General features: G+C 62.8%; 11 protein-coding genes. 3 read left to right on the top strand and 8 right to left on the bottom strand.

Going from position 1 to position 11,584, the window contains the following annotated elements; translation table 11 throughout:
• Positions 1–12 precede the first annotated feature (12 nt).
• The 4 genes from iolD to iolC all read right to left on the bottom strand — a co-directional run bounded on the left by iolD (position 13) and on the right by iolC (position 5,679).
• Entirely contained in the window at positions 13–1,944 is a 1,932-nt protein-coding gene (gene iolD, locus HBO19_RS23675; RefSeq protein ID WP_170058424.1) for a 3D-(3,5/4)-trihydroxycyclohexane-1,2-dione acylhydrolase (decyclizing), read from the bottom strand.
• 25 nt (positions 1,945–1,969) lie between these two features.
• The gene (iolB, locus tag HBO19_RS23670; protein WP_170058423.1) at positions 1,970–2,764 is read right to left on the bottom strand and encodes a 5-deoxy-glucuronate isomerase; all 795 of its coding nucleotides are present in this window, start codon (positions 2,762–2,764) and stop codon (positions 1,970–1,972) included.
• Entirely contained in the window at positions 2,761–3,654 is an 894-nt protein-coding gene (gene iolE, locus HBO19_RS23665) for a myo-inosose-2 dehydratase (RefSeq protein ID WP_169954731.1), read from the bottom strand. Before iolE ends, iolB begins: the two co-directional genes overlap by 4 nt.
• Before the next feature lie 87 nt (positions 3,655–3,741).
• Complete coding sequence (gene iolC / locus HBO19_RS23660; RefSeq protein ID WP_170058422.1) at positions 3,742–5,679, bottom strand: 5-dehydro-2-deoxygluconokinase; 1,938 nt, start codon at positions 5,677–5,679, stop codon at positions 3,742–3,744.
• A 241-nt stretch (positions 5,680–5,920) separates the two neighbouring features.
• Here iolC and HBO19_RS23655 point away from each other — a divergent pair, with 241 nt between their 5' ends.
• A complete protein-coding gene (locus tag HBO19_RS23655; protein ID WP_169954733.1) occupies positions 5,921–6,826 on the top strand; it encodes a MurR/RpiR family transcriptional regulator in 906 nt (301 codons plus the stop codon).
• Positions 6,827–6,970: 144 nt separating this feature from the next.
• Here the strand turns inward: HBO19_RS23655 and HBO19_RS23650 are convergent, their stop codons facing one another.
• Positions 6,971–7,858, bottom strand: a complete 888-nt coding sequence (locus HBO19_RS23650; protein WP_169954734.1) for a hypothetical protein — start codon at positions 7,856–7,858, stop codon at positions 6,971–6,973.
• A 441-nt stretch (positions 7,859–8,299) separates the two neighbouring features.
• Here HBO19_RS23650 and HBO19_RS23645 point away from each other — a divergent pair, with 441 nt between their 5' ends.
• Positions 8,300–8,983, top strand: coding sequence for a response regulator transcription factor (locus tag HBO19_RS23645; protein WP_169954735.1), 684 nt, complete (start codon positions 8,300–8,302; stop codon positions 8,981–8,983).
• The gene (locus HBO19_RS23640) at positions 8,961–10,349 is read left to right on the top strand and encodes a HAMP domain-containing sensor histidine kinase (RefSeq protein WP_169954736.1); all 1,389 of its coding nucleotides are present in this window, start codon (positions 8,961–8,963) and stop codon (positions 10,347–10,349) included. Before HBO19_RS23645 ends, HBO19_RS23640 begins: the two co-directional genes overlap by 23 nt.
• A gap of 28 nt (positions 10,350–10,377) precedes the next feature.
• On the opposite strand, the gene HBO19_RS23635 is transcribed toward HBO19_RS23640, so the two are convergent.
• The 3 genes from HBO19_RS23635 to HBO19_RS23625 form a co-directional block, all read right to left on the bottom strand.
• On the bottom strand, positions 10,378–10,794 hold the full coding sequence (locus HBO19_RS23635) for an SRPBCC family protein (RefSeq protein WP_169954737.1): 417 nt from the start codon (positions 10,792–10,794) through the stop codon (positions 10,378–10,380).
• Between the two features lie 70 nt (positions 10,795–10,864).
• Entirely contained in the window at positions 10,865–11,035 is a 171-nt protein-coding gene (locus HBO19_RS23630) for a metallothionein (protein WP_169954738.1), read from the bottom strand.
• An 89-nt stretch (positions 11,036–11,124) separates the two neighbouring features.
• The gene (locus HBO19_RS23625) at positions 11,125–11,580 is read right to left on the bottom strand and encodes a DMT family transporter (RefSeq protein ID WP_169954739.1); all 456 of its coding nucleotides are present in this window, start codon (positions 11,578–11,580) and stop codon (positions 11,125–11,127) included.
• Positions 11,581–11,584: the final 4 nt, after the last annotated feature.

The following is an 11,584-nucleotide window of genomic DNA, read 5'->3' as shown; positions in this document are numbered from 1 at the left end:
CTCCTCTTATGGTCAGTACTGCCGGGCCTTGGCCAGGCGTTCATTGAGTTGTTTGGCGCAGGCATTGGTGCGTTCGCTGGTGGACACCTGCGCCACGCCAACCCGCCACCACGACAGGTAGCCGTGGATCATGGTCTTGGGCAGCACCTTGATATCGATCAGCGTCGACACGCTCTGCGCGCGTGCATCGGCCAGCGCGGCGTGCAGCTGCGCAACCGTCGTAACCTTGTAGGTCTTGCAACCATAGGCCGCCGCGCTCATGGCGAAATCCACCGGCACCAGGCCGCCATCGAGCTTGCCGCTGTCGGGGTTGCGGAAGCGGAACTCGGTGCCGAAGCTGTCCATGCCATTGCCCATCTGCAGGTTGTTGATGCAACCGAAGGCCATGTTGTCCAGCAGCAGCACGTTGATCTTGCGCCGCTCCTGGATCGAGGTAGCCAGCTCCGAATGCAGCATCATGTAGGAGCCATCGCCCACCAGGGCGTAGACCTCGCGCGCAGGCTCGGCCAGCTTCACCCCCAGGGCCGCGTTGATCTCGTAGCCCATGCACGAATAGCCGTACTCGACGTGGTAGGTGTTGACGCCCTTGCTGCGCCAACTGCGCTGCAAATCCCCCGGCAGGCTGCCGGCGGCGGCCACAATCACCGCGTCGTCGGCCAGGGTCGCGTTAAGCACACCCAGTACCTGGCTCTGGGTCAGGCAGGAGCCGGTCAGCTCGATGAATTCGCGTAGCACCGCCGCATCCATGTGGTCGTTGATCTCGGGGCTGAAGTCGGCGTCGGTGTAGCGCGCCTGATAGACCCGGTCCACTTCGGCATCCCCCTGTGCACGGGCCTGGCGGGGCTGCTCGCCCCATTGCGTGGCGTAATCGCCCAGCGCGTCGGCCAATGCCAGCAGCCCGACCTTGGCATCTGCCAGCACCTGGACACCGTCGAGCTTCAGCACATCGCCAGGGCTGATATTGAGGTTGAGAAACTGCACCTCGGGATGTTGGAACAGCGATTTCGACGAGGTGGTGAAGTCGCTGTAGCGCGTGCCGATGCCGATGATCAGGTCGGCGTCCCGGGCCAGCAGGTTGGCGGCCAGGCAGCCGGTTTCACCGATGCCGCCGACATTCAGCGGGTGGCTGGAGACGATGGCGCTCTTGCCGGCCTGGGTCTCGGCAAAGGGGATCTGAAAGCGCTCGGCAAACGCCTGCAGCGCGGCATTCGCGCCGGAGTACTTGACCCCGCCCCCGCAGATAATCAGCGGCTTGCGCTTGGACTTGAGCAGCGCGGCAGCGTCGCGCAGCATCGCTTCGGTGGCCGGGCGCCGGTCCAGGCGGTGCACGCGTTTTTGCAGGAAGTAATCGGGGTAATCCCAGGCCTCGGCCTGCACGTCCTGGGGCAAGGCCAGGGTCACGGCGCCGGTTTCGGCCGGGTCGGTCAGTACGCGCATGGCGTGGATCGCCGCACTCATCAACTGTTCAGGGCGGTTGATGCGATCCCAGTATTTGCTCACGGCGCGAAACGCATCGTTGGTGCTGATGCTCAGGTCATGGAATTGCTCGATCTGCTGCAACACCGGGTCGGGCTGGCGACAGGCATACACATCGCCGGGCAGCAGCAACAAAGGGATGCGGTTGGCGGTGGCGGTTGCCGCGGCGGTCAGCATATTCGCCGCGCCGGGGCCAACCGAAGCGCTGCAGGCGTAGACCTTGCGCCGCAGGTGCTGCTTGGCAAACCCAATCGCGGCATGGGCCATGCCCTGCTCGTTGCGGCCCTGATGCACCACGAGCTCGCCACTGTCTTGCTCCAGGGCCTGGCCCAGGCCCAGCACATTGCCGTGGCCAAAGATGGTGAACACGCCGGCGACAAACTTGCTTTGCACGCCATCGACTTCGATGTACTGGTTATCCAGGAACTTCACCAGGGCCTGCGCCATGGTCAATCGGGTTGTGCTCATGTTTGGCCCCCTCGGCGCCTACGGGTTAAAGATCCAGCAACCAACTGTGCTGCGGGTCATTGTGAAAGTGCCAGGCGCGCTTGGGGCCGGCCATCACGTTCAGGTAATACGATTCGTAGCCATAGGGCACGCTGACCGGGTGATAACCCTTGGGCACCACCACCAGGTCGTGGTTTTCCACGGCCATGGCCTGGTCGATGCTGCGGTCGTCGGTGTACACCCGCTGGAACACAAAGCCCTGGGAGGGGTTGATCTGGTGGTAATAGGTCTCTTCAAGAAAGCTCTGGTGCGGCAGATCATCGGTATCGTGCTTGTGCGGCGGGTAGCTAGATGAGTGCCCGGACGGCGTACGCACCTCCACCACCAGCAGCGAATGGGCCGGCTCGCTGTCGGGCAGGATGTCGCAGACGTAGCGGGTGTTGGCGCCCTTGCCGCGCACACTGCGCCGGCACTGCTCGGGGCGGATCAGCCGGGGCGCGAGACCGGCGGCAAGGGCGCCGGGCGCGGCGCAGACGGCGATCTGCACATCGCTCAGGGCTGTCACCTGGGCCCGCGTGCTGGGCGGCAGATAAGCTGCGAAGGGCGACTTATCCTCGAACACCGACTGGCGATCACCGAGGTTTTGCCAGCTGAAGCCCTCGCCTTCGATGCTCACCCGGCCGCTGAGCAGCACCAGGCACAGCTCGTCGTCGTTGGCGCTGACCGGCAGTGTTTGCCCCAGGCTCAGGCGGTAAGCGGCAAACCCTACATATTCCAGGCGCCCCTCTGGCAGCGCGACCATGGTTGGCCCGCGCGGGGTGCTTTTGACCAGCAGGCTCATTGTGCAGCCCTCGCATCCAGCAGCGCGCGCAAGGTATCAAAGCCTTTTTTTGCATAGATATAGCTGGGGGCCACGGCCGGGTCCTGCTCAGCCTCCACCACCAACCAGCCGCTGTAGCCAGCGCCCAGCAACACGTCCAGCAACTGGGCGAAGTCGATATCGCCATCGCCCGGCACCGTGAAGGTGCCGTTGACGATACAGTCGGGAAAGCTCCACAGCTGGTTGCGCGCCAGTTGCACCACCGGTTTGCGCACATCCTTGAAGTGCACATGGCAGATACGGTCCAGATGCTTGCGCAGCACCTCGACCGGCTCGCCACCGCCCATGTAACAGTGCCCCGAATCGAACAACAGGCCGACCTCCGGGCCAGTGAGGCGCATCAGGGTGTCGATGTCCTCCGGGGACTCGACGTACGCGCCCATATGATGGTGGTAGGCCAGGCGCACGCCCTGGGACAGGGTAAAACGCGCAAGCTCAGTGAGCTTGTCGGCGTAGGCCTGCCATGCCTGTTCGCTGTGAAAGCGCGGGCGCTCGATCAGACGGATCGGCGAGCCCTGGATCGAGTCGGCCACTTCACCGTAGACCAATACCGTGGCGCCGTTCTCGCGCAGCAGTTGCACATGGCTGGCGATGGCGTCGATTTCCTCGGCCACCGAGCGCCGGGCCAGGCGGCTGGAGTACCAGCCGGAGACCAGCGCCAGGTCGTAGGGGCGCAACACATCACCCACGCCCTTGGCGTCCTTGGGGAATTTGCCGTTGAGTTCGAAACCTTCGTAGCCGATGGCCTTGCCTTCGCTGAGCGCGGTGCTCAACGGCGTCTCGCCGCCCAGGGCCGGCAGGTCGTCGTTACTCCAGGAGATGGGGTTGATGCCAATACGGATTGCGGGCATGGCTGCACCTTTTATTGTTTTAACCTTGAGGCTGCTGAAATCTGCTTGTGTGGGAGCGGGCTTGCCGGCGCCCACATTTGAGCGTGTTTAAACTCTCGAGCTGCGCCAGGCCTGGATCAGTTGTTCGAAGGTCTGCTGTACCTGCTGGATCAGCGTTTCGTCGTCGATTTCCCCTGCCATCCACGCCCTGCTCGGCTCCTGGAAGATCGTGCGGCCCACGGCAAACCCGCGGCAGGTCCGACTCTGGCTGGCCTGCTGGAAGCCCTCGGCCAAAGAGTGCGCCGGCGCATTCAGGCCCAGCAATACCACGCCCCGGCAATAGGGGTCGCGTTCCTCGATCAGTTCATCGAGCTGGTGCCACTGCTCGGCCGACTGCGCCTCAATCTTCCACCACGCCGGGTAGATACCCAGGTTGTACAGGCGCTTGAGGCTGCGATAGAGCACATCCGGGTAGGTCGAAGGGTGATCCTTGGGCGGCACCACTTCCAGCAGCAGTTCGTGGCCGCTGGCTTGCGCGGCTTGATACAGGCCCTTGAGCTGCGCTTCCTGCTCCAGGCGCAGCAGCGGCTCATCGTCGGGGTGAAACTGCACCAGGCACTTGATGATCTGCTCCTGGGGCCAGCCGATCAGGTTACTGCCGATCGAGCGCCCGTGTTCGAACGCCAGCGGCCGCGAACCCTGGACCTCTACCGGGCGCGCGACCCACCAGCCACGGCCGGTGGCGGCGTTCAGCGCGTCCTGGCCAAAGCGCTGGTCGGCCAAAATACCCACATCGGCCTCCACACCCTGCTCGTGCAGTTTGCCTTCGACGCGTTCTACCGCCTGGATAAACAGTTGCTTGATCGCACTGATCCGCGCCGGGTCCTGGCCGCCTTTTTGCGCCAGCTCCAGCAGTTGCCAGCGATGGTCGAAAGCAAACACAAACAGCTGCTTCCAGGCCTTGCGCGGCACGCTGACCTGATGCAAACGCTGCAGTACCAAATCCTGATCCGGCCGGGTGATAGGCACCGGGCTGTTGAACAGATACTCAAGCTCCGCCGGGGTCGGCATTGCCGGGGCGCAGGCATGGCGCGACACCACCAACCCGCCGCAGGCATTGGCTAGTTGGCAGCAACGCGCGTCACCGGCGTCGTTCAACCAGCCACTGAGGAAGCCCGACATAAACGCATCGCCGGCGCCCAGCACATTCAGCACTTCGACGCGCACGCCGGGATAGATCGCACCGTCTTCGAGGCGCGCCGGTATATCCCCATGAATCACCGTGCACCCTTGCGGGCCGAGCTTGACCACCAGGGTCGCCGCCGTCAGTTGGCGCACCGTGCGCAAGGCGCTTTGCAGATCGTGGCTGGCGCCGGCAATCAGGAACTCTTCCTCGGTGCCGACAATCAGGTCAAAGCGCGGCAGGATCCCTTGCAGATGCTGGCTGACGCTCTGGTCGGCGACAAAACGGGTCTCACCGTCAGCCTTGCCCGCCAGGCCCCAGAGCACCGGGCGGTAGTCAATATCGAGCACGCGCTTGACGCCGTGTTGCTCGGCGTAATCCAGGGCCTGGAGGCTGGCCTGGTACACGCCGTCGGTGGAAAAGTGAGTGCCGGTGATCAGCAGCGCCTTGCTGCTGGCAATAAAGGCTTCGCTGATATCCGCGGCACACAGGGCCATATCGGCGCAGTTTTCGCGGTAGAACACCAGGGGGAAGGTTTCGCGGTCCTTGAGGCCCAGCAGCACCATGGCGGTCAGGCGCTGTGGGTCGACGGTGATGCCACTGACATCACAGCCCTCGCGCACCAGCGACTCCACCAGAAAGCGCCCCATGTGATCGTCACCGACCCGGCTCAACATCGCCGACTTGAGCCCCAACCGCGCAGTGCCGAAGGCGATGTTGGCGGAGGAGCCGCCCAGGTACTTGGCAAAACTGGCGACATCTTCCAGGCGCGCCCCGACTTGCTGCGCATAGAGATCGACGCCCAGGCGCCCAAGACAAATCAGATCCAATTGACGCCCACTGGCAAAACGAGTCTGGCCCATGCTGGCTCCTGTTATTTTTATCAGCCCGCGCCTGCCGTCGTGACGGCGACGCTCTTGGTGGATGCAGACTAGGACGTCCGGCGCCAGCAATCAATATTTATTCTATAAATATTTTATGTGGAATATATTTTCCATTAAGATATTTTTTGCCGCCTTCCCTGTAGACTTGCGCCCATCGACCTATTGTCATGGGCGAGGTGCGCCTCACCTGCCCTGTAAGAACAAGCCAGAAGGATTGCCTATGTCCCGCTCCGATCAGCAGGCTCCCGCCGAGATGCTCGCCAGCCCTCCGATCAATGCCGAGCGTCTGTTGCAGCTGATCACCGATGAATACGAAAGCCTGCCCCGCCAGCTCAAGCGCATCGCCAGCTACATGAGCCAGCAGAGCGATCGGATCATGGTCGACCGCATCAGCGACATCGCCCGGGAATGCGAAGTCCATCCTTCGGCCATCGTGCGGTTTTCCCAGCGCTTTGGGTTCAGCGGGTTCAGTGAGATGCAGGCGCTGTTTCGCGAGGCGTATACCCACAAGACCACGCCGGTGCAGAACTACCAGCAGCGCATCCGCAGCATGATCGCCAACAAGTCGCAGAAAGCCAGCGCTGGCGACCTCGCCCGTGAATGCGTGAATGCCACACTGTCCGGCATCGAGCGCTTGGGCCTGGAACTGGACGACGCAGCCTTCGAGAAAGCCGTGGACCTGGTGGTCAACGCCGACAATATCTACGTGGTCGGGGTGCGCCGCTCTTTTGCGGTGGCCGACTACCTGGTCTACAACCTGCAGCACACCAACAAGCGCATCCACCTGGTCTCGGGCCTGGGTGGCAGCTATCGCGAGCAGATGCGCAGCGTGCGCGCCAATGACCTGGTGATCGCCATCAGCTTCACGCCCTACGGCAAGGAAACCCAACACTGCCTGCGTATCGCCCAGCATCACCAGGCCAAGACGCTGATCATCACCGACAGCAACCTGTCACCGCTGGCCAAGCGCGCCAACACGGTGTTGCTGGTCAATGAAGGTTCCTCGTTTGCGTTCCGCTCGCTCAGTGCCACGCTGTGCCTGTGCCAGGCGCTGTTTATTGCGGTGGCGTACCGGCTGGAGTTGAAGGTCGATGAGATTCACGAACAGGTGGGGTTTGACGACTGATAAAAAGGCCGCCCCTGCCATGCAGGAGCGGCCTTGATCAAGCGGGTACGCGGGTTAGTGCATGAAGATCGCGATCAGGATAATGACCGGGATCGGCACACCGAGGAACCACAGCAGTAATGAGCGCATGACGTTCTCCTTGAATTAACGAATGGTTTCCAGATACACCACGGCATCCCGGCGGCGACCGCCGAAGGTCGCGGCGAAACTGGCGAAGAAGGCACCGAGCAACAGCGCGACGAAGGTCCACAGCGAGGTCACCGCGGCGATCTTGCTGGCGGTATCGGCGGCCTGTTTGGCCTTCAACTTGGCATCTTCCAGGGCTTTGCGGGCATCACCGTAGACCTGGTCGACACGCCGCTCGGCATCGGCCTGGCTGAGGTTGGTGCGCTGGCTGATCAACTGCGCCAGGTAAGTACGGTCTTGCGGCGCCAACTGGCCGTCGTTGCCCAGGGTGCGGGCGAAAATCCGCGCCACCACGCCATGCACCGCATCGTCACTGGCAGCGGCCGGGCGATCATCGCGGAACAGGCTGTCGACGTAGTAGCCGAAGTCATCGCCATTGGCCGCGTTGCCGGCAGCCTGGGTCAAGCCGCTGGCGGCACCCGAAACCACGCTCGCACCGGCCTGCACACCGCCGCCGACAATGCTGCTGACCGAGCCGACCACCAGGGTCGCGGTCACCAGCGTGGCCACGGCCCAGGACAGAAAGCCGTGGGCGGTGTCGCGAAAGTACACCTCATCGCCATGCATATTGGCCCATTTGACCCGCAGCCGGCCGGCGATATATCCGCCCAGCCCCGCCGCGACAATCTGGGTAAAGGCCAGCCAGACAATCGTGGAAATGCCCAGGCCCTTGGCGCTGATGCCGCTGTCGGCCCACGGCGACACCGCCGAAAACCCCAGGCCGAAGCCCAGCAACACCAGGACCAGGGATAACGCAGCGGCAGCTGCGGCCCCGGCAAAGATCGCCCCCCAGGAAACCCCGGAGAGCGTGCTCGACTCTTGCAAAGTGGATGAGGATGTCATCATTGTTGTTGTGCTCCAGGCATTGAAAAATGGTGTTACATCTGTCGGAAAGGACAGTGCAGGCGGCGTGCCAGTCGCCGTTAAAATAAAAACCTATTAATTTCAATGAGATAAGTAAGTTGAACTTCCTAGGATCATGCAACTTGCAAGAACGTAGGTTAAGTGGCGGGCGTTATGCATTCCCGGGCCATCCGCCAACCTTGTGGGAGCGGGCTTGTCGGATCGGCGCATCGCCGCGAAGACGTCGGCCCAGCAAACATTGATGTTGACTGACCTGCCGCTTTCGCGAGCAAGCCCGCTCCCACAGGGGATCTGCGTTTAACTGACTGGCTTAGGGCAAGCCCGCTCCCACATTGACCGAGGCCTACATGAATTTTCTTTTAGAAACCTCGCTATCATTTCTTGGCAAAATGCCCCCCACTCCCGTGTGACCAGGTAACCCTTATGACCCGCATTTTGACCATCGAAGACGACGCCGTGACGGCTCGCGAGATCGTCGCCGAGCTGAGCAGTCATGGACTGGACGTGGACTGGGTCGACAACGGCCGCGAAGGCCTGACGCGGGCAGTCAGTGGCGACTACGACCTGATCACCCTCGACCGTATGCTCCCGGAGCTCGATGGCCTGGCCATCGTCACCACCTTGCGCACCCTCGGCGTGTCGACGCCGATCCTGATGATCAGCGCCCTCTCCGACGTGGATGAACGGGTGCGCGGCCTGCGGGCCGGTGGCGATGATTACTTGACCAAACCCTTTGCCTCCGACGAGATGGCCGCGCGGGTCGAGGTGCTGCTGCGCCGTAACAATGCGCTCAAGGCCGCGCAAACCGCGCTGCGCGTGGCCGACCTGGAACTGAACCTGATCAGTCGCGAAGCCAGTCGCGCCGACCAACCCCTGAGCCTGCTGCCCACCGAGTACAAGCTGCTGGAATTCCTGATGCGCAACACCGGGCAAATCCTCTCGCGGATGATGATCTTCGAGGAAGTCTGGGGTTATCACTTCGACCCGGGCACCAACCTGATCGACGTGCACATTGGCCGCCTGCGCAAAAAAATCGACCCGCCGGGCCTGACGCCACTGATCCGCACGGTACGAGGTTCGGGCTATGTCATTGCTGAACCCGTCTAACGGCTGGCGCTCGTCCAGCAGCCGCCTGCTGGCCCTGTACAGTTCGCTGTTCGTGGCCTGGAGTTGCATCCTCATGGGGGTGCTGTACTACGAAGTCTCGGGTTACCTGGGCGACCTGTCGCGCCATTCGCTGATGCAGCGCCAGCATCTGTTCCAGCGCTTCGAAGGCGCGCAACTGGATGAAGCCCTGGCCACCAGCATGACCTTCGATATGAAGGGCATTGACGCCTATGGCTTGTTCGATGGCCAACAGCGCCCCCTCAGCGGCCCGCTCCAGCAAATCCCCCCAGGCCTGCCCCTGGACGGGCGCATCCATGCCTTGGCCAACTGCATCGAATCGGATGACCCGAAACTGCCCCGGGGCAGTTGCGACGCGGTGGCGACCCATACCCAGGATGGCCGCTGGCTGGTGCTGGTGCGCGATAACGGTTCATTGCTGGGCGTGACAAGGATCATCCTGCAGGCCCTGCTCTGGGCAATCTCCCTGACCATCATCCCCGGCGTCGCCGGCTGGCATCTGCTACGCCGGCGCCCGTTGCGGCGGATTCGCGGGATCCAGGCCAGCGCCGAAGCCATCGTCGCCGGCGACCTGACCCACCGCCTGCCGCTGTCCAATCGCCGCGACGAACTGGACATGCTCGCCGCCATCGTCAACGCCATGCTTGAGCGCATTGAAAAACTGATGAACGAGGTCAAGGGCGTGTGCGACAACATTGCCCACGACCTGCGCACCCCACTGACCCGCTTGCGCGCACAGTTGTACCGGATCAAGCAACAGGCCAGCGAGGAGTCCCCCCTGGCCCTGCAGCTCGATGCAGTGATCAGCGAGACCGACACGCTGATGGCGCGTTTTCGCGGTTTGCTGCGTATTTCCGAGCTGGAGGACCGTCAACGACGCTCCGGCTTCCTGGTCTTCGATCCCCTGCCGTTGCTCCAGGAACTCCATGACTTCTACCTGCCCCTGGCGGAAGAAGGTCAGTTGGAACTGCTGCTGCAAGTCCCCGAAGCATTGCCACCGATTACCGGTGACCGCGCACTGCTGTTCGAGGCCCTGGCCAACCTGCTGAGTAATTCGATCAAGTTCACCCCGCCGGGCGGCGAGGTGATTCTGCGCGGGATCGACGTTGCTGGCAGCACGCGCATCGAAGTCCTGGACAGCGGCCCTGGGATTCCCGAAGCGGAACGGGCGGCGGTGTTCCAGCGTTTCTACCGGGTCGATGAGGTTAACCAACAGGGCAGCTTTGGCCTGGGCCTGTCGATTGTGGCGGCGATCATCAACCTGCATGGCTTCCGTCTGGAAGTTGGCAGCAGCGAGCGTGGGGGCGCGCGACTGACCCTGGACTGCCGCACACACACGCCACTGTAGGCGCCGGCTGGCCGGCGATAGTGGCCGATCAGGCCGGGAAGTTCTTGCGCAGGGCCTCGACGCCGCCGGTGTAGACGCCGCTGAACAGCTCTTCAACCTCAGCATCCGTCACGCCCGCAACCGGAGTGAACACACCCGACCAGGTGACCTTGGCCGAATGCTCACCCAGCGCTTCAACCTGCAATGTCGCCAGATAGGCACTGACCGGAAACGGCGATTCGCTGAGGGTGTAGCTGTAGGTGCGCGCAACGTTATCGAAGGTCTGCAAGTGCTCGACCACCACCGCGCCATCCACGGTTTGCAGGTGCCGCACGCGCCCGCCTTCGCCCGGCTCGCTCTTGGCAATCAGCGGCAGCCAATCGGGCAACGAGTTGAACCCACCGACCAGTTGCCAGACTTGATCGGCCGACACCGGGATTTCAATGACAGCAGCAGCTTTGGCCACGATATAACTCCACGACTGGGAAAAAGTCAGGCAGCTTACGCTGCCTGGCGGTGTTGGCGCTATTGGCCGCTCAGCCGTGGGCCGACTTGGCACACTCGCAGCCGGTGGCCGACTCGCACGGTTCACCATGGGCATGGTGATCGGCACAACCCTGGCAGCAATAGCCCTTGCCGTCTTTGGTCACAGCGTTCTGCCCCAGTACACATTTGCAATGCGGGCAGGCACAGGTTGGATCTGGCATGATCAGACTCCTTTTTTTGGTCGTCCCGGTGCAGCGAATGCCGGCACCTTTAGCAGTGACTGCGGGCCGCTGCCCTTGGTTCAGCGCCGTTAATCAGCCTGGCGCGTGCTGCTGCGATACATGAACACCAGGGCCAGCACCAGGCACAGCATCGCCAGCACCCGGCTGCCGGACAGTTCGATGGCCGTGTTGCCCATCCAGCCGAAGTTGTCGATCAGCATGCCCATGGCCAATTGGCCGACGATCACCGCCACCGTCGCCACCGCCGTGCCCACGATCGGCACCGCGCCGACCATCACCATCATGTACACCACACCGAACAGCGCCCCGGTCAGCTGCCACTTGGGCACCTCGAGCAGGCTGACGGCCTGGGCCGGCTCAAAAAACAGGATCAGCAGGCCGGTCACCAGCGTGCCCACCGAGAACGTCACCAGGCTGCTGCGCAGCACGCCGACGGTTTGCCCCAGGCGCCCATTGATCGCCGCTTGCACACTCAACACCGCGCCGGCGGCAACCACCAGCACCAACAATGCAATCAGATTCATCGCC

It is taken from the genome of Pseudomonas sp. WS 5021 (assembly GCF_012985535.1).
Taxonomy (GTDB): Bacteria; Pseudomonadota; Gammaproteobacteria; order Pseudomonadales; family Pseudomonadaceae; genus Aquipseudomonas.
The sequence above is the reverse complement of the archived record's forward strand: the minus strand, read 5'-3'. Positions and strand labels throughout refer to the sequence as shown.

Bases quoted from the DNA above. Each gene is read 5' to 3' on its own strand.
- iolD (WP_170058424.1), bottom strand. From the start codon at position 1,944: ATGAGCACAACCCGATTGACCATGGCGCAGGCCCTGGTGAAGTTCCTG.
- iolB (WP_170058423.1), bottom strand. From the start codon at position 2,764: ATGAGCCTGCTGGTCAAAAGCACCCCGCGCGGGCCAACCATGGTCGCG.
- iolE (WP_169954731.1), bottom strand. From the start codon at position 3,654: ATGCCCGCAATCCGTATTGGCATCAACCCCATCTCCTGGAGTAACGAC.
- iolC (WP_170058422.1), bottom strand. From the start codon at position 5,679: ATGGGCCAGACTCGTTTTGCCAGTGGGCGTCAATTGGATCTGATTTGT.
- HBO19_RS23655 (WP_169954733.1), top strand. From the start codon at position 5,921: ATGTCCCGCTCCGATCAGCAGGCTCCCGCCGAGATGCTCGCCAGCCCT.
- HBO19_RS23650 (WP_169954734.1), bottom strand. From the start codon at position 7,858: ATGATGACATCCTCATCCACTTTGCAAGAGTCGAGCACGCTCTCCGGG.
- HBO19_RS23645 (WP_169954735.1), top strand. From the start codon at position 8,300: ATGACCCGCATTTTGACCATCGAAGACGACGCCGTGACGGCTCGCGAG.
- HBO19_RS23640 (WP_169954736.1), top strand. From the start codon at position 8,961: ATGTCATTGCTGAACCCGTCTAACGGCTGGCGCTCGTCCAGCAGCCGC.
- HBO19_RS23630 (WP_169954738.1), bottom strand. From the start codon at position 11,035: ATGCCAGATCCAACCTGTGCCTGCCCGCATTGCAAATGTGTACTGGGG.
- HBO19_RS23625 (WP_169954739.1), bottom strand. From the start codon at position 11,580: ATGAATCTGATTGCATTGTTGGTGCTGGTGGTTGCCGCCGGCGCGGTG.